Source organism: Candidatus Pelagibacter sp. HIMB1495 (assembly GCF_052047955.1).
GTDB lineage: Bacteria > Pseudomonadota > Alphaproteobacteria > Pelagibacterales > Pelagibacteraceae > Pelagibacter.
Genome location: NZ_JBNAIQ010000001.1, coordinates 636711 through 657572, shown reverse-complemented (window position 1 = coordinate 657572; position 20862 = coordinate 636711). Strand labels below are relative to the sequence as shown.

At 26.7% G+C, this 20862-nt stretch carries 21 protein-coding genes; 17 read left to right on the top strand and 4 right to left on the bottom strand.

Translation table 11 applies throughout. The features are described from left to right. The first annotated feature begins 6 nt into the window (after positions 1-6). From ACTTAW_RS03395 to rsmA, 6 genes are read left to right on the top strand one after another with little or no spacing between them, the layout of a single operon-like run. Entirely contained in the window at positions 7-1143 is a 1137-nt protein-coding gene (locus tag ACTTAW_RS03395; RefSeq protein WP_440651143.1) for an LptF/LptG family permease, read from the top strand. Next, positions 1140-2213 (top strand): LptF/LptG family permease, encoded by a 1074-nt coding sequence (locus ACTTAW_RS03390; protein WP_440651142.1) that lies wholly within the window; start codon positions 1140-1142, stop codon positions 2211-2213. Before ACTTAW_RS03395 ends, ACTTAW_RS03390 begins: the two co-directional genes overlap by 4 nt. Further along, complete coding sequence (locus ACTTAW_RS03385) at positions 2203-4872, top strand: LPS-assembly protein LptD (protein ID WP_440651141.1); 2670 nt, start codon at positions 2203-2205, stop codon at positions 4870-4872. Before ACTTAW_RS03390 ends, ACTTAW_RS03385 begins: the two co-directional genes overlap by 11 nt. Beyond that, on the top strand, positions 4873-5802 hold the full coding sequence (locus ACTTAW_RS03380; protein ID WP_440651140.1) for a peptidylprolyl isomerase: 930 nt from the start codon (positions 4873-4875) through the stop codon (positions 5800-5802). Beyond that, positions 5792-6757: a 4-hydroxythreonine-4-phosphate dehydrogenase PdxA gene (locus ACTTAW_RS03375; protein ID WP_440651139.1), complete on the top strand. Its 966-nt coding sequence runs from the start codon at positions 5792-5794 to the stop codon at positions 6755-6757. The genes ACTTAW_RS03380 and ACTTAW_RS03375 overlap by 11 nt, the downstream gene beginning before the upstream one ends. Continuing rightward, a complete protein-coding gene (gene rsmA, locus ACTTAW_RS03370; RefSeq protein ID WP_440651138.1) occupies positions 6754-7536 on the top strand; it encodes a 16S rRNA (adenine(1518)-N(6)/adenine(1519)-N(6))-dimethyltransferase RsmA in 783 nt (260 codons plus the stop codon). The genes ACTTAW_RS03375 and rsmA overlap by 4 nt, the downstream gene beginning before the upstream one ends. On the opposite strand, the gene gmk is transcribed toward rsmA, so the two are convergent. From gmk to fabD, 4 genes are read right to left on the bottom strand one after another with little or no spacing between them, the layout of a single operon-like run. Then, positions 7529-8161 carry a guanylate kinase gene (gene gmk / locus ACTTAW_RS03365; RefSeq protein WP_440651137.1) on the bottom strand — a complete coding sequence of 211 codons (633 nt, stop codon included), beginning with the start codon at positions 8159-8161 and terminating at the stop codon, positions 7529-7531. The genes rsmA and gmk overlap by 8 nt on opposite strands. 8 nt (positions 8162-8169) lie before the next feature. Next, a complete protein-coding gene (locus ACTTAW_RS03360) occupies positions 8170-8409 on the bottom strand; it encodes an acyl carrier protein (protein ID WP_008544320.1) in 240 nt (79 codons plus the stop codon). Between the two features lie 48 nt (positions 8410-8457). Further along, the gene (gene fabG, locus ACTTAW_RS03355) at positions 8458-9195 is read right to left on the bottom strand and encodes a 3-oxoacyl-[acyl-carrier-protein] reductase (RefSeq protein ID WP_440651136.1); all 738 of its coding nucleotides are present in this window, start codon (positions 9193-9195) and stop codon (positions 8458-8460) included. Further along, positions 9192-10118 carry an ACP S-malonyltransferase gene (gene fabD / locus ACTTAW_RS03350; RefSeq protein WP_440651135.1) on the bottom strand — a complete coding sequence of 309 codons (927 nt, stop codon included), beginning with the start codon at positions 10116-10118 and terminating at the stop codon, positions 9192-9194. Before fabD ends, fabG begins: the two co-directional genes overlap by 4 nt. Before the next feature lie 86 nt (positions 10119-10204). Between fabD and rpsF the strand changes: the two genes are divergently transcribed. From rpsF to ACTTAW_RS03295, 11 genes are all read left to right on the top strand, one after another. Next, positions 10205-10558, top strand: a complete 354-nt coding sequence (rpsF, locus tag ACTTAW_RS03345) for a 30S ribosomal protein S6 (protein WP_262589557.1) — start codon at positions 10205-10207, stop codon at positions 10556-10558. Beyond that, a complete protein-coding gene (gene rpsR, locus ACTTAW_RS03340; RefSeq protein ID WP_262589558.1) occupies positions 10558-10830 on the top strand; it encodes a 30S ribosomal protein S18 in 273 nt (90 codons plus the stop codon). Before rpsF ends, rpsR begins: the two co-directional genes overlap by 1 nt. Beyond that, entirely contained in the window at positions 10830-11288 is a 459-nt protein-coding gene (gene rplI, locus ACTTAW_RS03335; protein ID WP_440651134.1) for a 50S ribosomal protein L9, read from the top strand. The genes rpsR and rplI overlap by 1 nt, the downstream gene beginning before the upstream one ends. A 69-nt stretch (positions 11289-11357) precedes the next feature. After that, on the top strand, positions 11358-12776 hold the full coding sequence (locus ACTTAW_RS03330) for a replicative DNA helicase (RefSeq protein ID WP_440651133.1): 1419 nt from the start codon (positions 11358-11360) through the stop codon (positions 12774-12776). A gap of 20 nt (positions 12777-12796) precedes the next feature. Then, the gene (locus ACTTAW_RS03325; protein ID WP_440651132.1) at positions 12797-15190 is read left to right on the top strand and encodes an efflux RND transporter permease subunit; all 2394 of its coding nucleotides are present in this window, start codon (positions 12797-12799) and stop codon (positions 15188-15190) included. Further along, positions 15190-15735 carry a CvpA family protein gene (locus ACTTAW_RS03320; protein ID WP_440651131.1) on the top strand — a complete coding sequence of 182 codons (546 nt, stop codon included), beginning with the start codon at positions 15190-15192 and terminating at the stop codon, positions 15733-15735. The genes ACTTAW_RS03325 and ACTTAW_RS03320 overlap by 1 nt, the downstream gene beginning before the upstream one ends. Then, positions 15689-17170, top strand: coding sequence for an amidophosphoribosyltransferase (gene purF / locus ACTTAW_RS03315; RefSeq protein ID WP_440651130.1), 1482 nt, complete (start codon positions 15689-15691; stop codon positions 17168-17170). Before ACTTAW_RS03320 ends, purF begins: the two co-directional genes overlap by 47 nt. Positions 17171-17173: 3 nt before the next feature. After that, positions 17174-17731, top strand: a complete 558-nt coding sequence (locus ACTTAW_RS03310; protein ID WP_440651129.1) for an HD domain-containing protein — start codon at positions 17174-17176, stop codon at positions 17729-17731. Between the two features lie 29 nt (positions 17732-17760). Then, positions 17761-19056 (top strand): glutamate--cysteine ligase, encoded by a 1296-nt coding sequence (locus ACTTAW_RS03305; RefSeq protein WP_440651128.1) that lies wholly within the window; start codon positions 17761-17763, stop codon positions 19054-19056. Next, complete coding sequence (gene gshB / locus ACTTAW_RS03300) at positions 19046-19969, top strand: glutathione synthase (protein WP_440651127.1); 924 nt, start codon at positions 19046-19048, stop codon at positions 19967-19969. The genes ACTTAW_RS03305 and gshB overlap by 11 nt, the downstream gene beginning before the upstream one ends. Next, the gene (locus ACTTAW_RS03295) at positions 19966-20841 is read left to right on the top strand and encodes a DMT family transporter (protein ID WP_440651126.1); all 876 of its coding nucleotides are present in this window, start codon (positions 19966-19968) and stop codon (positions 20839-20841) included. Before gshB ends, ACTTAW_RS03295 begins: the two co-directional genes overlap by 4 nt. The last annotated feature ends 21 nt before the right edge of the window (positions 20842-20862 follow it).

The window sequence follows — 20862 nt, the reverse complement described above, 5'->3', positions numbered from 1 at the left end:
AATTCAATGAAAAAATTATTATATAGAAAATTGCTTAAAGATTATATGAGTTTTTTTTTAATAGCTTTAATTAGTTCTGGATTAATTATATGGGTCTTTCAAGCAGTAAACTTTCTAGATATTATGATTGAGGATGGTCGTGAGTACACTGTTTACATAAATTATTCTCTGCTAAACTTTCCAAAAATTTTAAGTAGATTATTACCGTTTGTTTTATTTTTTAGCATTTTTTATGTGTTATCTAAATACGAATTAAATAATGAGTTGATAATATTTTGGAATTTTGGAGAAAGTAAACTCAAATTTATAAATTTTATTTTACTTTTGTCTATAATTTTATTTTTTCTTCAGATTATTTTCACAACTTTTATTGTTCCTTACAGTCAAGATATGGCAAGATCTTTTTTAAGAGAATCAAATGTTAATTTTTTAGGCAATTTTATTAAGCCTAAAAGATTTAACGATACTATTGATGGAGTTACAATTTATGCTGAAAATAAAGATGTTAATGGACATCTTTACAATATTTATATTAGAAAAGATAATAAAGAAGATTTTGAAATAACATATGCAAAAAGAGGATTATTTGATTTTCCGAGTGGCACTCCAGTGTTAATTTTATTTAATGGAGAGACAATAAAAAATAAAAATAATAAAATTACAAATTTTAAATTTTCTAAGTCAGATTTTTTATTGAAAAATCTTCAAACTAATACAATCACAAAACAAAAAACTCAAGAAATGAGAACCAACGATATATTGTCATGTATTGTTTTTTTGTATGAGTTAAAAATAAATTTTTTTTCAAAAAAGAATAATCAAATTGTTAATTGCAGAGAGGGAAATAAAATTAATATGCTTAAGGAATTTTATAAAAGATTAATAGTTCCATTGTATATTCCAGTTTTAATGTTGGTTCCATATATTTTAGTTTTTTCATCTAAAGAAAAAATTAATTACTCAAAATTAAAAATTTATACTTTTTTACTAGGAGTTATAATTATCATCATTTCAGAAGGTATAATAAGATTTATTTCTAGCGATCTAGGTAACAATACAATTATTTTATCCAGTCCTTTTATTCTTTTTATAAGTTTATATTTTGTATTTGTTTACAAGTTAATATTTTATAATAAAAAATGAAAGTATATTATAAATTTTTTTCTAGTATTTTTTACAAATCACTATTTTATGTTTTAGCAATAATGGCTAGTTTAGTATTTATTCTAAATTTTTTAGGGGAACTAGATTTTTTTCAAAATATAGAAATAGACACTCATTTTACAATATTATTAGCTGCACTCAATTCACCTTCTATGATATTTGATATGTTCCCATTTATATTCTTAATAACTTGCCAAATATTTTTTATTAAACTTTTTAGTAACAATGAATTAATCACTTTGAAATATTCAGGATTAAAGAATTCAAAATTAATATACATATTAACAACACTTTCTTTTATCACTGGTATAGTAATCATAACTTTCTTTTATTATTTTTCATCAAATTTAAAAAATATTTACTTAGAACTAAAATCTCCATACACTACCGATGGAAAATATTTGGCTGTTATTACGAAAAATGGTCTATGGATTAGAGACAGAGTTGAAAATAAGACTTTAGTTGTTAATTCCTCAAAAATAGACAAAAACTATTTAATTGATAGCTTCATTACAGAGTTTGATGATGATTATAATGTTATTAGAAATATCAAAAGCGATAAAATAGATGTTTCAAAAAAAATTTGGACAATTTTTAATGCTAAAATTTATAAAAAAAACATTTATAAAAATACTGAGTTTTTAGAATTAAAAACTAATTTTGATTTTCAAAGAATTAATACTCTGTATTCTAATTTAAGCTCTCTTAACATAATTAAATTAATTGAATTAAGGCAAAATTACAAAAAACTTAATTATTCTATTACTGAGGTAGATCTTCAACTGTTAAAACTTATTGTGATGCCATTATTTTTAATTTTAATGTCAATTTTTTCATCATTGATAATGTTAAGAATCAAACACTTATCAAGTTCAACTTTTAAAATTGCTTTAGGGCTTTTTTTTTCTGTAATAATCTACTATCTAAATAACTTTTTTTATGTGTTGGGAGGGACTGAAAAATTAAATATTTTTTATTCTATTTTTATACCAATATCTGTTCTTGCTCTAATAAATATAATAATGTTTATGAAAATAAATGATAAATAAAAGTTTTTATAAATTTAATTTAATCCTTCTTTTATTTTTTTTAATAAATTGTAAATCTTTTGCAGAACAATTCAACTTTGATGTTAAAGAAATTTTAATATTAAATAATGGTAATCTTATTAAAGGATTAAATCGAGGCATTATTACCACTGATGATGAAATAGTAATTCAAGCTAATAACTTTACATATAACAAACTAACTAACATAGTGGACGCAGAGGGTGATGTTAAAATTGAGGATGTTATTAATAAATATGTAATATTTTCAGATAAAGCCTCTTATAAAAGAGATGAAGAAATTGTTTTTGCAGAAGGTAACGCAAAAGCTATTGACGATGAGAATAGAACTCTAACTGCTGACAATATAATTTATAACAAACTAACTAACATAGTGGACGCAGAGGGTGATGTTAAAATTGAGGATGTTATTAAAGATTATCAGATATTATCGAATAAAATGATTTACGACAAAAATGAAAGTAAAATAATTACTAAAAATTACACTGATGCAAAAATAAAATCTGAATATCATATAATTTCAGGAGATGCAGAATTTTTAATAGATAAAGATGAATTGAGTTCAAATGATAAATCTACAATAAAGGACAGTAATAACCAAATTTATTATCTTGATGAGTTTGTTTATTACGTAGATCAGAATTTATTAAAAGGTAAAGAGATTTTAACTATAACTAATTATAAAAAGCCAAATGCTGATAAATTTTATTTTTCAGAGGGAATATTTAATCTTAAAAATAAAAATTTCAGTGCAAAAAAAACTAAAATAAATGTTCATAAAGATGTATTTAATAATATTGAAAATGATCCAAGAATATATGGTGTTTCTTCAAAAGGTGATGGTAATTTAACCTCAATTAAAAAAGGAGTATTTACAAGTTGTGGAAAAAGAGATGGTTGCCCGCCATGGTCAATTAAATCAGAGAAAATTATACATGATAGATCAAAAAAACAAATTTCTTACAAAAATGCATTCTTAAATATTTATGATTTTCCGGTATTGTATTTTCCAAAATTTTTTCATCCAGATCCTAGCGTACGAAGACAATCTGGATTTTTACGACCTGAAATAAATAAATCTAATGTATTAGGAAGTTCAATTACTCAACCATACTTTAAAGTAATTTCTAAAGATAAAGATATGACTATTTCTCCAACATGGTCTGATAACGATTTTATAACAATTCAAAACGAATATAGGCAATCAAATAAAAATTCGAATTTTATTGCGGATTTTGGTTTTGTAAAAGGTTATCAATCAAGTGTTACAAAAGAGAGAAATAATTTTTCACATTTTATTGCCAACTATGACTTAGACTTAAAATTAGACAATTTTACAACTAGTAATTTATTTTTCTCATTAGAGCAAGTTTCGAACGATAACTACCTAGAGTTATTCGATCAATACTTAACGAAATCTACTGCAAAACCAAATGATTTAAATGTCATGAATAATGAATTAATACTAACTCTTGATAGTGAAAAATTTGATTTTGAAAGTGGTATTCGTGCATATGAAAAATTAGGCACTAATAAAGAAAGCGATAGATATGAATATGTATTTCCATATTATCAATATAACAAAGTATTTAATGAAAAATTTTTTAATGGATCTTTAAGTTTTTCATCCTCAGGCAATAATCATTTAACAAATACTAACAATCTTAAATCAAACATTATAAATAATTTGAATTATAATTCAGATAATTACATTGATAAATTTGGCTTTAATAACAATTTTAGATTTTCATTTAAAAATTTAAATGCAGTAGGAAAGAAAAATCCAAGATATAAATCGAGCCCTCAGTTAGAACTAATTAGTATTTTCTCTGCAAATACAAGTTTACCTCTAATTAAAGAAGAGCAAAACTATAATAACTTTTTGACACCAAAACTTTCATTTAGATTTAATCCTAGTGATATGAAAAACTACTCTACTTCTTCAAATAAGGTAAATGTTGATAATATATTTTCATTAACAAGACTTGGCTTAGGAGATTCTTATGAAAGTGGTAGATCTCTAACTTTGGGAATTGATTACAAAAGAGAGAAAAAAAAATTAAAAGAATTAGATGATATAAATAGATTTTTTGAACTAAAACTGGCAACTGTTTTAAGAGATAAAAATGAGGATTTTATTCCGAAAGGAAGCTCTATAAATCAAAAAAGTTCAAATATATTTGGTTCAATAACAAATAATTTAATAGATAATATAAATACAAGCTATAAGTTTTCAATTGACAACGACTTAAATACTTTTGAGTACAATGAAATTGATACTACTTTATTTTTAAGTAATTTTGAAATTTCGTTTAATTTTATTGAGGAAAATGGAAAATTAGGGGATACAAATGCCTTGACAAATTCATTGTCGTATAAATTTGACGAAAACAACTTTCTTAAATTTAAAACTCGTAGAAACAGAAAAATTAATCTTACAGAATTTTATGATCTAGTTTATGAATATAAGAGTGATTGTATTACAGCAGGAATCAAATATAAAAGATCTTATTATGCTGACAGAGAAATTCAACCCACTGAAAACTTACTTTTTACAATAACATTGTTTCCACTTACAACTTACGAATATGACGCTGATGATTTTATAAAGTCTTTAAGAAACGATAATTATATCAAATAGATGTATTTATATAATAAAATAATCCTAGCTATATTTTTCTATTTAATTGTTTTGGTAAATGAATTGAAGGCAAATGAAAATAGAATACTAATAAAAGTTAATAATGAGATAATTACTTCTATAGATATCTTTGATGAGATTAATTATTTATCTTTAATTAACAAAAATTTTGAAAAATTAGAAAATAAGCAGCAAATTCAAATAGCAAGAAAATCAATAATAAGACAGAAGATTAAAAAAATCGAAATAAAAAAATTTAAAAACAATATATTGCTAAATGATGAATTATTTGAAAAATTAATTAAAAATAATTACAAAAATCTTAGATTTAAGAATTTATCAGATTTCGAAATTATTTTAAAAGAAAATAATTTAAATTTTGAATTTATTAGAAATAAAATCACAATAGAAACACTTTGGAATAGATTAATATATCAAAAATACATCAAAAATGTAGTAATAGATGAAAACCAAATTAAAAAAACAATAGAAAAAAGAAAGAAGCAAAAAGAATTTTTGCTGTCAGAAATTGTTTTTGATGTGGATGAAAATGAAAATATAGTTGAAAAATTTCAAATCATTGAAGATACCATTAACAAAAAAAATTTTTCTGAAGCTGCTTTAAAACATAGTATTTCTGATAGCTCAAAAAATGCTGGCGAATTAGGCTGGATTAAAGAAAATATATTAAGCAATAATATTAAATTAAAAATACAAAATCTGAAAATTGGTCAATATACAAAGCCAATAGTTATACCTGGAGGTTTTTTAATTTTGAAAATAAATGATTTTAAAGAGATAGAAACTAAAATAAACTTAGACCAAGAAGTTAAAAATATTGTAGAAAATAAAACAAATGATCAGTTGGGTCGTTTCTCAAATATATATTTAAATAAATTAAGGAAAAATGTTGAGATAAATGAACTCTAATTTTATTATTGTAGTAGGTGGTGAGCCAAATAGTATTTTTTCAGAAATTTATATTAAATCTTTAAATAAAATTAAAGTAAAGAAACCCTTAATATTAATAACTTCCAAAAAAATATTTAAACTTCAAATGAAAAAACTAAATTTCAAAAAAAAAATTAAAACTATAAATTATAAAAATTTAAATAAATATAAATTAGATAATAATTCAATAAACCTTATAGATATAAAATGTGAACAAAAAATAGCTTTTGATTCAATTTCAAATAAATCTAATTCATTTATAAAAAATTCATTTAATCTTGCGTTTAAAATTTTAAAAAAGGAAAAAATTACTAAATTTATAAATGGTCCAATTTCAAAGAAAAACTTTTTAGGAAAAAGATACATTGGTATGACGGAGTATATTTCAAAAAAATTTTTAAAAAAAAAAACCTGTATGTTAATTTATAATAAAAATTTATCAGTTTGCCCTATAACAACTCATTTACCTTTAAAACAAGTTCACAAAAAAGTTAATAAAAAAAAAATTGAAGAAAGTGTATATTTGATAAAAAATTTTTATAATAAATATTTTAAAAAAAATCCAAAAATCTGTATCCTTGGTCTTAATCCTCACTGTGAAAGTATTTTAAAGGTAAATGAAGATGAAAAAATTATTAAACCTCTTGTCAAAAAATTAAATAAAATAAATATTAACATTGAAGGACCTTATCCTGCTGACACAGCTTTTTTAAAAAATAATAGAAAAAAATTTGATGTAATAATTGGAATGTATCATGATCAAGTATTAACACCAATTAAAACCTTGTTTGAATATGATGCTATAAATATTACTTTAGGTTTGCCATTTTTAAGATTATCACCAGATCATGGGCCAAATGAAAAAATGATAGGTAAAAATTTATCTAACCCATTAAGCCTAATTAAAGCAATAAAATTTTTAGACAATAATTGATTAAAGCAAAAAAAAGTTTAGGTCAAAATTTCTTAATTGATAGAGGGGTTTTAACGCAGATTGTAGATTGTGTGAAAATTGAAAATAAAAATATTTTAGAAATAGGTCCAGGTACGGGCAATCTTACAAAATTTATTTTAGATAGAAACCCAAAAAAAGTTATTGTTGTTGAAAAAGACAATGACTTGGTGAAAGATTTAAAGTTAAAGTTTAAAGAAAGATTGAATATTATAAATGATGATATTTTAAATGTAGACGAAACTTCTTTATTTAAAGAAAAAACACTAGTATTTGGAAATTTACCCTACAACATATCTACAGAAATATTGAGTAAATGGATAATAAACCTAAAAGAGAACTTTTGGTTTGAACATCTTATTTTAATGTTTCAGAAAGAAGTGGCTGATAGAATAATTGCTGATTACAATAACTCAAATTACGGAAGATTATCTATTTTAGTCAATTGGAAATTAACTGTTAAAAAAGTATGCGATATTAAGCCTGCTGCATTTAACCCAATACCCAAAATAGATAGTAGCTTACTTATATTTAGCCCTAAAAAAAACTTTTATAAAATTAAAAATCCTAAAAATTTAGAAAAGATAACAAGAATTTTTTTTAACAATAGAAGAAAAATGATTAAAAAACCTTTTAATCAAATTTTCAATGGTAATTTAAATATTTTGGAAAAACTCAATATACAATTAAATTTAAGACCGCAAAATTTAAATTTTGAAACATACTACAAAATTACTGAAGAATATGAAAAATTTATTTAGTTAATTTTTTTATATGATTTCTTATGTAATTTAAATCATAGTCTTTGGAGCCATCATTCAGTTCTGCTTGAATAAGATTATTAATTTTATCAAAACAATTTTCTATTTTATCATTTATCACTACGTAATCGTAATTTATCCAATGCAAAACATCTCTTTCAAACTGTTTCATTCTTTCTTCTGCAATTAATTTATCTTTCATGTCTCTATTTGAAAGTCTTTGAAATAAAACTTCTTTGCTAGGAGGTAGAATGAAAAATGAAATTAATTTGTAATCTAATTTTTTATTTTTAATTTGATCTGCACCTTGCCAATCAATATCAAATAAAACATTTTTACCTTTATTTAAATTGTCTATTATAGGTGTTCTTGTCGTGCCGTATAAATTATTAAACACTTTTGCATATTCTAAAAATTCTTCATTCCTAATCAATCTTTCAAATTCATTATCATTAACAAAATAATAATCTTTTTTATTAATTTCGCCTGGTCGAGGATTTCTAGTCGTATGAGAGACAGAAACTACGTAATTTTCTTTTTTTGATAATAGATTTACTAGCGTGGTCTTTCCTGCACCAGAAGGAGAGGAAAGTATAATCATTACCCCATCTTTGTCTGAGGGCATTAAAATTTCTAGTTTGCTTTTCCTTCGATAAACTTAACTGCATCTCCGACAGTTAAAATTTTCTCTGCTTCGCTATCTGAAATTTCAGATCCAAATTCTTCTTCAAAAGCCATCACTAACTCAACAGTATCTAAGCTATCTGCACCTAAATCATCTATAAAACTAGATTCTTCAGTTACTTTAGCTTCATCTATACCTAGGTGATCTGCTACAATTTTTTTTACTTTGCTTGAAACGTCTTCTGACATATTGATCCTTTTTGTTATAATTCGTTAATAGTTTAAAAAGCTATTTTGTCAAGCCATATACATGCCACCATTAACATGTAAGGTTTCACCATTTATATAGCTTGATTGATCAGAGCATAAAAAACCCACAGCATTTGCAATGTCATCAGGCTCTCCAAGACGTGCTGAGGGTATTTTTGATATAATTGCTTCTTTAAACTTTTCATCTATCTTATCTGTCATCGCAGTTTTAATGAATCCTGGCGAGATACAATTAATATTTATATTTTTTTTAGCATATTCAATTGCTAAACTTTTAGACATTGCCACTATTCCTGCTTTTGATGCAGTATAGTTGGCTTGACCTAAATTTCCTGTATGACCTACAACAGAAGTAATATTAACAATTTTTCCAGATTTATTTTTTAACATTTTTTTTATGGCAAATTTACTCATCAAAAATGTCGACGTTAAATTAATATCAATTACCCTTTTCCATTCTTCTAAACTCATTCTAATTGCTAAATTGTCTTGAGTAATTCCAGCATTATTAACAATGCAATCTAAACTACCACCTAGTTCTTTTGTTGCATTTTCAATAAATTCCTCGATTTTTTCACTTTGAGATATATCAAACTTTAAAATATTTATTTTTTCGAATTCTTTTTTTAATACCTCAAGTTTTTCAATTCTAGTTCCTGAAGCTAAAATATTAGCACCGCTCTCATTTAATTTTTTAACAATTGAATTTCCTATCCCACCAGATGCGCCGGTCACAATTATATTTTTATCTTTTAAATCATTCATATTTTTAAATTTTCAATATCCTCTATATTATTTATAGTGTTAATTTTAACTCCTCTATTAATTCTTTTTACCAAACCTGATAAAACTTTCCCAGGTCCAATTTCTATAAAATGATCAATTTCATTATTTAGCATATTTAAAACACTTTCTCTCCATCTTACTCTATTTTCAATTTGTTTGATTAAAAGTGATTTTAAATCTTCAGAGTTTGAAATTTCTTCAGCTGTAACATTTGAAATCAACTTATTGCTTCCATCAGAAAATGAAATCTTGTTTAATTCGTCCGTCATAATCTCTGTTGCTTTATTCATAAGGCTACAATGAAAAGGAGCACTAACTGGAAGTTTTATATTTTTAATAGAGTTTCCTTTTAATACTTCAATCAATTTTTCTAAATCTTGGGTTTTTCCACTCAAAACTATTTGCCCTTCAGAATTATCATTTGCTATTTGTGCTATAAATTTGGATTCATTATCTTTTAATATTTTTTCTATAATCTCAACAGTTGATCCAAGCACCGCAACCATACCACCCTCACCCTTTGGTACGGAATTTTGCATAGCATCGCCTCTGATTCTTAAAATTTTTAATGTTTCTGCAAAGTTTAAATATCCAGCACAAGATAAAGCAGAATACTCGCCTAATGAATGACCAGCAAAATACCTCGCTTTATTTAAATCAATATTAAATTCTTTTTTAATAACGTTAAATATAGAATAGCTTATTAAAAAAATTGCTGGTTGAGTATTTGCTGTTAAATCAAGCTCCTCTTTAGGACCTTCTAATATTAACTTTGAAATTGAATAATTTAACGTCTCGTCCGCCTCTTTAAATAGGCTTTTCACAAGCTCAAATTTTTCATAAAACTCTTTTCCCATTCCAACTATTTGAGATCCTTGACCTGGAAATATTACTGAAAACATATAAAAATATTACTAATTTTGTGTTTTTATCTATTGTAATTGAACTTTTATAATAGTATATCCTCACTTTTTATTAAAGAACATAAATGAACTTATACGAACATACTATAATAGCTAGACAAGATACTTCTCCAAGTGAGTTAAAGCAATTAACCGAAAAATATTCTAAAATTGTTGAAAAAAATGAAGGTGAAGTTGTAAAAACTGAGAACTGGGGCCTTCTGAACCTTTCTTACCTAATAAAGAAAAATAAAAAAGGAAGCTACATTCACTTTAAGATTAAAGGTAAAGGTAAAGTTGTGGAAGAGTTAGAAAAAAACGAAGCAATTGATAAAAAATTACTAAGATATCTTACTGTTAGAGTAAAAGAATTTGATTTAGATACTAACTACTTTGGAAAAAAAGAAGATAGTGAAAATAAAGAAAGTGCTAAAAACTAATGCCAAAAAGACAAAGTGGAAATAAAAAAGGAAAACAAAGTAATTTTGCAAAACTAAGTATTTTCCAACCAAATAAATATAAATTTAAAAAAACTTGCCCACTTTCAGTAAAAGGTGCTCCTAAAGTTGATTACAAAAATATCAAACTTTTAAAAAGATATGTTTCTGAAAATGGTAAAATTTTACCATCAAGAATTACAAATGTTTCTCAAAAGAAACAAAGAGAATTGTCTCTATCAATTAAAAGAGCAAGAAACTTAGCTTTAATATAATGAAAGTTATTTTATTAGAAAACGTTAAAAGAATTGGATCTATTGGTGAAGTAATAGATGTAAAGAGAGGCTTTGCTAGAAATTTTTTAATAGCTAACAAAAAAGCTCTTTATGCATCTAAAGAAAACATTAAGGAAGTTGAAAAAATAAAAGCTGATTTATCTAAAAAAGACAATGAAAGAAAACAAGAAGCAACTAATATTGCAGAACAAATCAATAATAAAGAATACTCAGTTCAAAAATTAAGTACTGAAAACAATGAACTTTATGGTTCAGTGAAACCAACTGAAATTTCAAAACTAATTCAAGAGGAAAACAAAGTTGAAATTAAACCTTCAATGATACAACCAGTTGAAGAGATTAAGTCTTTAGGAAAATTCAAAGTTAAAATTTCTTTACACTCTGAAGTTGATGCGGAAATAGTAGTTAACGTTACATCGGCAGATACAATTCAATAATTATACATTCTTTTCAACAGCTGAAAATTAAAATTTAAATCCTATATTTTTTTCTGTAAATTTTGATTTATGGAAAATAATTTAAGCATCGTTAAAGATAAATTCAAAGAATTACCAAACAACATTGAAGCAGAACAAGCCGTAATCGGTTCAATATTAGTTAGCAATGATATTTTTGATGAAGTTAATACAATTGTTTCATCAATTAACTTTTATGATCCTATGCATCAAAAGATTTTTGAAGCAATCGAGAGTCTTATTTACAAAGGTATGCTTGCTAATCCTATAACATTGAAAAATTATTTTGAAGACGAAAAAGACGACATTAATGTTCCAGAGTATTTAGTAAAAGTAACTAAATTTTCTACATCTGTAAGACAAGCAGTAGAGTATTCAAAGATTATATACGATATGTTTGTAAGACGAGAGCTAATAAAAATTTCTGAAGAAACAATTGATAGTGCTAAATTAAATGACCTTGATACCAGTGGTCAAACAATAATTGAAAATTCTGAACGACAATTATTTGATTTAGCAGAAAAAGGATCTTTTAATTCTTCTCTTATAAAGTTTGATGATGCCATGAAGCAAACTATAGAGATGGCTTCTGCTGCATATAAAAATGAAGAAGGAATTGTCGGAGTTCCAACTGGGCTCAGAGACTTAGATGATAAACTTGGAGGTTTACACCAGTCTGATTTAATCATTATCGCAGGTCGTCCATCAATGGGTAAAACTTCACTAGCTACAAATATTGCATTCAATGCTGCTCAAAAATTACAAGATAGTGGCAAAAAATCTTCTATAGCTTTTTTCTCTTTAGAAATGTCATCTGAGCAACTTTCAACTCGTATTATCTCAGAACAAGCAAGAATTAGCTCAAACGATATAAGAAGAGGGAGAATTTCTGATGATCAATTTGATAAATTTCTTGAGACTTCTAAAAATATTGCTGAACTTCCACTTTATATAGATGAAACACCAGCAATTAGCATTGCAGCACTGAGTAACAGAGCAAGACGAATTAAAAGACTATTTGGATTAGATATGATTGTTGTTGATTACATTCAGTTAATGAGAGGAACGACTTACAATAAAGACGGTAGAGTTCAGGAAATCTCTCAAATTACTCAAGGTCTAAAAGCAATAGCAAAAGAGCTCGCAGTTCCTGTTGTTGCACTATCACAATTGTCAAGACAAGTTGAACAGAGAGATGATCATAAACCACAACTAGCAGATTTAAGAGAATCAGGTTCAATCGAGCAAGATGCAGACGTTGTGATGTTTGTTTACAGAGAAGGATATTATCTATCTAGAAAAGAACCAAGAGAAGCAACTGTAGAACATGCTGAATGGCAAGCAAAAATGAATGAAGTAGCGCACTTAGCACAAATTATAATTGGGAAACAACGACACGGTCCAATTGGTAATGTTACACTTGAGTTTGAAGAAAGATTTACTAAATTTAAAGATACTCAAACTAATTAATTTCCAATATAAAAGAGCCTATGTTAGCTCAAATGTATCAAAACTTAGTTTTAAAGAACCCAAAGGCAATATTTATATTGCTTCTTGTTTCTATTTTAAGTTTTGGATACTATTCTAAAGATTTTAGACTAGATGCTTCATCAGAAACATTGTTAATTGATGGAGATCCAGATCTTGCATACCTGCAGGAAATTACAGAAAGATATGGTTCTAAGGAATTTTTAGTTCTCACCTATACTCCTAATGAAGGAATGGTGACAGACTCCTCTATAAATAATCTGCTGAGCATAAAATATAAAATTCAAAGTTTAGATTGGGTTCATAGTGTTATTACACTTTTAGATATACCGCTTTTAAATAATTCAGACGCACCGCTTCAGGAAAGGTTGGAAAGTTTCAAAACTTTAAAAGATGAGGAAGTGGACAGAGAAAGAGGATTTAGTGAAATTTTAAATAGTCCTGTCTTTAGGAATTTTGTAATTAGTGAAGATGGTAAGACAAGTGGTATTATTGTTAATATTAAACAACATAAAAAATTAGAAGATATTGAAAATAAATCTAGAGAAGAGATTGAAAATTATAAAGATCAAATCAAAAAACAAAATCATCAAAACATTTTAGAAATAAGACAAGTAATTCAAAGTTATGGAGATGTAGGAAAAATTTACTTAGGTGGAATTCCAATGATTGCAGATGACATGATGACTTTTATTAAAAGTGATATTATTGTATTTGGTATTGGAGTTTTATTATTTATTATAGCAACTCTTTGGTTTGTATTTAGAAATCTAATTTGGATTATTATTCCTATCAGTAGCTGTTTTTTCTCAGTCATTATTATGATGGGTCTACTTGGATTGCTTGGATGGAAAGTGACCGTTATTTCATCAAACTTTATTGCCTTAATGCTTATTCTTACAATGGCAATGAATATTCATATGAGCACCAGGTTTCTTCAGCTTAAAAAAAATTTTCCAACAAAAAATAACTTTGAAATCATTTCCTTGACAACGAGTAAAATGTTTTGGCCTATATTGTATACAGTTTTAACAACAATTTTGGCTTTCTTATCTTTAATCTTTAGTGAAATTAAACCAATTATAGATTTTGGTTGGATGATGACTTTTGGTTTGATTACATCTTTTATAATAACTTTTACTTTGCTCCCTACTCTTTTAAGTTTTACTTCAACTGGAAATGTGTCTCTAAAAAAAGAGCAAGATTCTAAAATTACATCAATACTTGGTTCAATTTCTTTAAATAACAAATTTACAATTTTTTCTGCAACTGCAATTATTATTGTCTTAAGTTTGGTTGGAATAAGCAAACTCGAAGTCGAGAATAGTTTTATAAATTATTTCGATAAAAACACCGAAATATACAAAGGAATGAAGCTAATTGATGAAGAACTTGGCGGAACTACTCCTTTAGAAGTTATTTTAAAATTTCCTAAAAAAGAAGAAAAGAAATCAGAGGAAGATGATGAATTTGAAGATTGGGGAGACGAAGAAGATACAAATGATGAAAAATATTGGTTTACTAAAGATAAAATAGATAGAATTGCATCTGTTCATAATTATTTAGATAGTCTTCCGCAGGTTGGTAAAGTTTTATCTTTTTCATCAATTATTGATGTTGCAACACAACTTAATAATAATAATCCACTTGGTACTTTAGAGATGGGAGTATTGTATTCAAAAATACCTGAAAGTATTAAAACTGAAATAATTGATCCATATCTATCAATAGAAAATAATGAAGCTCGAATAAGTCTTAGAATTATAGACTCACAGAAAAATTTGAGAAGAAATGACTTAATTAATAAAATTAATTTTGATCTAGAAAATGAATTAGGATTAGAAAAAGATGATTACAAATTAGCAGGAGTGCTAATATTATTTAATAATTTGTTACAAAGTTTGTTTAAGTCACAAATTTTGACACTTGGTTTGGTTATGATTGGTATTTTCTCAATGTTCATTATTTTATTTAGAAATATAAAACTTTCATTAATAGGTGTTGTTCCAAATTTTATAGCTGCATTCTTTATTTTAGGAATTATTGGATTATTAGGAATTCCATTGGATATGATGACTATTACAATTGCCGCAATTACAATCGGAATAGCTGTTGATAATAGTATTCATTATATCTACAGGTTCAAAGAAGAATTTAATAAACTTAAGGATTACAACCAGACATTAAAAATTTGTCACTCAACAGTTGGAGTTGCAATTTTAAATACCTCGATCACAATTGTTTTTGGTTTTTCAATTTTAGTATTATCTAAATTTATACCAACAATCTATTTTGGGATGTTTACAGGTCTTGCAATGTTACTTGCAATGATATCGGTGTTAACTTTGCTACCGGCATTGATATTGGTGGTTAAACCATTTGGTAAAGATGCTTAATGGTAGATGCTCTTAAAGATTTTTTTGAAGCATCCTCTATTATTGATTTAATCTATATCGCAATAACAATATGGTCTTTAATTAGTTGTTATAGAAAAGGATTTGTCTTAAGCATACTTTCAATGGCAAAATGGCTCCTGGCCTATGTTATTACTCTAATTTTATTTCCACGTATAAAACCTTATGTAGAAGATATAATTGATAACGAATATGTTCTCGATGTCGGACTTGGAATTGCAATATTTATAGTTGTTATCTTTTTAGTCTTATTAGTTAACAAAGGTATTAGTAAAGCAATAAAATATACTGGCATTGGTGGCTTAGATACTACCTTCGGATTCTTTTTTGGGTTTGTAAAAGCGTATATTGTATGTGTATCTATTTTTTCTGGAGTACATATTGTTTATAACTACGATAAATGGCCAATTAATTTAGATAAATCATACGTCTTTCCATATTTGAAAAAAGGTAGTAGTTATCTTGTTGAAGAATTTCCTAATGAAAAAACATATCAAGAATCTAAAGAAAAAATTGAAGATATTTGATCCAAAACTAAAAGAAGAATGTGGAGTATTTGGCATAAGCAATGCAAAAGATGCCTCTGCGTTAACTGCTTTAGGTTTACACGCATTACAACATAGAGGCCAGGAAGGTTGTGGAATTGTTACTTTTGATGGAGAAAAATATTATTCGGAAAAAAGATTTGGCTTAGTTGGAGATAATTTTAATAAAGAGAAAGTTCTAAAAAACCTTAAAGGCAATTATGCTATTGGACATAATCGATATAGCACTACTGGCAATAATATTTTAAGAAATATCCAGCCCTTTTTTGCAGATACTAATGCAGGTGGAATTGGGGTATCGCATAACGGTAACTTAACCAATTCAATATCTTTAAGAAACAAGCTCGTAGAAGAAGGAGCAATTTTTTATACTACCTCTGATACAGAAACCATAGTTCAGTTAATTGCTAAATCTAAAAGATCAAAAACAATAGATAAAGTAATAGATGCAATATTCCAAATCCAAGGAGGATATGCATTAGTAATGATGACCCAAAAATCTTTAATAGGTGTAAGAGATCCTTATGGAATTAGACCATTGATGATTGGAAAATTAGGAAATAGCTATGTGCTAGCTTCTGAAACTTGTGCATTAGATATTATTGGGGCAAAATTTATAAGAGAAGTTGAGAACGGTGAAATAGTGTTAATTGAAGATGATGAATTAACTAGTATAAAGCCCTTCCCTCCTAAAAAAGTAAGACCGTGCGTGTTTGAGTATATTTATTTTTCAAGACCAGATAGCTTACTTGATAACAAAACAGCTTATGAGCATAGAAAAAATTTAGGAAAAGAACTTGCAAAAGAAAATGATGTTGAAGCAGATATAGTTGTACCTGTACCAGATTCTGGTAATGCAGCAGCCCTTGGTTTTGCACAACACTTAAAAATGAATTTTGAACATGGTCTAATTAGAAATCACTATGTTGGAAGAACCTTTATTGAACCAAGTCAGCAAATTAGAAGTTTGGGTGTAAAATTAAAATTAAATGCAAACCAAAGCACAATTAAAGATAAAAAAATTATTTTAATTGATGACTCGTTAGTTAGAGGAACTACCTCTTATAAGATTGTTAAAATGTTATATGATGCAGGTGCAAAAGAAGTTCATGTTCGAATTGCTTGTCCTGAGATCAAATATCCAGATTTTTATGGTGTAGATACTCCAACTAAAAAAGAGTTATTAGCGGCAAATAAAACAAATGATGAAATCTGTGAATACATAGGAGCAAAATCACTTAAATTTTTATCTATAGATGGATTATATAGAGCAATTGGTTTTGACAAAAGAAATGAGGCTTATCCTCAATTAACTGACCATTATTTTACTGGTGATTACCCTGTTAAACCTGTTGATGAATTGGGCGATAATAAAATAACTCAACTTTCATTATTAAGTACAGCATCTAATAATTAAAATATGAAAACAGTAAATTTTACTGAAATGAAAAATGGAACCAAGGATGAATACTTGTTGCTTGATGAGTATGAACAAAAATATATTGGTGGTACTGCTGATCGAATATTAAAATTTATGAGTGGATTAAATTCTACTTTAGAGGGATACAAAATAACTAGACTTGAACACTCTCTTCAAACCGCAACAAGAGCATTTAAAGATAATGCGGATGAAGAAATGGTAGTTGCAGCTTTGTTACATGATATTGGGGATGAGTTAGCTCCTGTTAATCATTCAGAATATGCAGCTTCAGTTTTAAAACCTTATGTTTCAGAAAAAACACATTGGATCATTCAAAAGCATGGTGAGTTTCAAATGTATTATTACGCGCATCATCTTGGAAAGAATCAAAATCAGAGAGATAAATATAAAGATCATAAATATTTTAACGATGCTGTAGAGTTTTGTGAGAAATGGGACCAGGCTTCTTTTGATCCAGACTATAAAAGTATGAAATTAGAGGAATTTGCGCCAATGGTGAGAAAAATATTCTCGAGAAAGCCCTATTCTTTACTTTAAATTAAATTAAAATCCACTATCTAAAGCGCATGATTAACAATAAAGAGAAAATTATTGAATATTTTAAATCTGGTATCAAAGAAGATAAAGATTTTAGAATTGGTATTGAGCATGAAAAATTCTTGTTCAATACTAAAGACAATAAAAGAATTGATTACCTAAAAGTAAAAGAAATGTTTACGGCCTTAATTGAATTTGGCTGGAACCCTGTTTTTGAAAAAGAAAACATTATTGGTCTTAATAAGGGTGGGAAAAATATTACACTTGAACCTGGTAACCAAATTGAATTATCAGGTGATAAATTAAACCATATGCACGAAGCATGTGCTGAGTCTCAAGATTATTTATTTGAATTAAAACAAGTTACAAAAAAATTAGATATCAAAATAGTTAGCGCAGGTTTTGATCCTATTTCAAAATTAGAAGATATTCCAAATAATCCTAAGCAACGTTATGAATTAATGACAAAAGACATGCCACTAGGTGGAGAGCTTAGTTTAGACATGATGTATCGAACGTGTGGAACACAATTAAATATTGATTACAATTCAGAAGAAGATTTTATTAAAAAATTTAAATTAGCTAATTCTATTGTTCCAATTTCAATTGCACTATTTGCAAATTCATCAATCGTTGAAAAAAAGAATAGTAATTATTTATCTTACAGATCTAAAGTGTGGCAAAGCACTTCAAGAGGAGGTTTGCCTAAATTATTTTTTGAAAGTTTAGATTTTGAAAAATATGCAGAATTTGTCATGAGCTTTCCAATTTTATTCATTCAACATAATGATCAGTATATTTCTGGAAGAAAATATACATTTAAAGATTTCATGGATGGAAAAATTGAAGAAATAGGAAATAGACTTCCAACTGAAGCTGATCTTACAACTCATTTGAGCACAATTTTCACTGAAAATAGACTGAAGAAATATATTGAGCTTAGATCAATGGATACCTGTGGTTGGGATTGCCTATGTGCTGGACCGGCTTTTAATATTGGTATGTTGTATGGAAATTTAGATGAAGCATACGACTTAGTCTCTTCATGGGAAACAGATAAAATAATCAACGCTTATTTAGAAGCTCCACAAAAAGGATTTAATACTCAATTAATGGGTAAAGACTTATTGTATTGGACTTCTGCTCTTTTGAACATTTCTAGAAAAGGATTAGATAAAAGAGATGTCATTAGTAAAAAAGGAAATAACGAAACTATCTTCTTAAATCATTTACAAAATGTAGTTGATAATAAGACTACAAATGCAGATCATATGATTAGTAAATTTTCAAAAAATGAAAATTTAGAAGAATTATATGACAAATAAAATAGTAGCTGTTCAAGGCAATCATCCCTCTACCTTAAACCCTGTAACTGATACTAGTGTTTTTTTAGCTAACGAAATTCAAAATAAATATAAGATTTTTTATTACGATCCAAAAGATCTATCAATAATTAACAAAAAAGTTTTAGCTAAAGGTTTCTTCATTAAGTTCAATTATCAAGACAAAAAATTTTACAAAATCATTAAAAAACAAACTTTAGACCTTACAAAGTGTAAGTTTATTTTAATCCGTCAAGACCCGCCATTTAATTTAGAATATATTTCAACGACTTACATTTTAGATTTTATTAAAAATAAAGTTAAAATTATCAATAATCCAACATCTATTAGAAATATTTCTGAAAAGTTATATTCAACCAAATATTTAAAATATATGCCTGATACACTTTTTTCTCAGGATATAAATGAAATCAAAAATTTTATTAAAAAACATAAGAAAGTAATTATCAAACCTATTCATAGTTATAGTGGTAATGATATTCATTTATTAAATAAATTTAATTTAAAACTTATAAATAAATTTATTAAAAAGCATGATCATATAATGTGTCAAAAATTTTTACCTGAAATTAATAAAGGAGACAAAAGAGTTTTTATAATTAATGGGAAAGTTTGTGGTGCAATTTCTAGAGTTCCTAAAAAAGGATCTTATTTAAGCAATATGAGCAAGGGTGCCAAAGCAGTAACTATAAGTTTAACTAAGCAAGAAAATAAAATTTCAAAATTAATTGCAAAAGACTTGAAAAAAGAAAACATATATTTTGCTGGGATTGATTTTATAGATCAAAAATTAAATGGAGACATCAATGTTACTTCTCCTACAGGACTTAAAACCTTTTTTGATTTATCTGGAATAAATTTAGCAAAAACTTTTTGGAAAGAATTAAAGGCATGAACAATTTAACAGATCAACAAAAAGGTTCTTTAATGGCTTTTGTTGCAGTGATGTTTATCACTCCTGATAGTTTATTTATTAGGCTTTCAAATGTAGATACTTGGGGATTAGTTTTTTATAGAGGCATCATTCCATTTGTAACTGTATTTGCTGGAATGTTGTTTATTTACAAATCTTCTTTTTTTAAATTACTTTATGGAAATTCAATTTATGGTGTTGCTTATATTATTACGTTTTCCATAACCAACATTACTTTTGTACTATCAATTCAAAATACAAATGTTGCAAACACTCTTGTTATGATTGCACTTGCACCAATGTTGTCAGCTATATTTGGTGCAATATTTTTGAAAGAAAGACCAGATCGAAATACTTTGGTTGCTATAGCAATTACGTTTTTAAGTGTTCTTTATATATTTTACGACTCTGTGAAATTAGGAAATATTTTTGGAGATATTTTAGGTTTTATTACTGCATGTGGTCTTGCTGCTGGAGCAACAATAATCAGAGCTGGTAAAAGCCTTAACCTGGTTCCTTCAGCTGTGGTTGGTAAACTGGTCGTAGCATTAGTTGCTTTATTCTTTATTGATACGTTTGAGCTAAAAGACAATGATATTTATATCATTCCAGCTATGTGTATCCTTTGTGTGGCCATTCCTTTTGTTTTAGTAACACTAGCTCCAAGATACATAACAGGAGCTGAAGTAAATCTATTCTTTCTAATGGAAACAGTTTTGGGACCTATTTGGGTGTGGATGGTTGTCAAAGAACAACCTTCAATGGAGACAATTCAAGGAGGGGTAGTGATCATTTTAACCATCGCTATTCACTCATTCCTAGCCATAAAAAAAACACAAACCAAAACTACTTAGCCCGCAATTTATTGATACTTT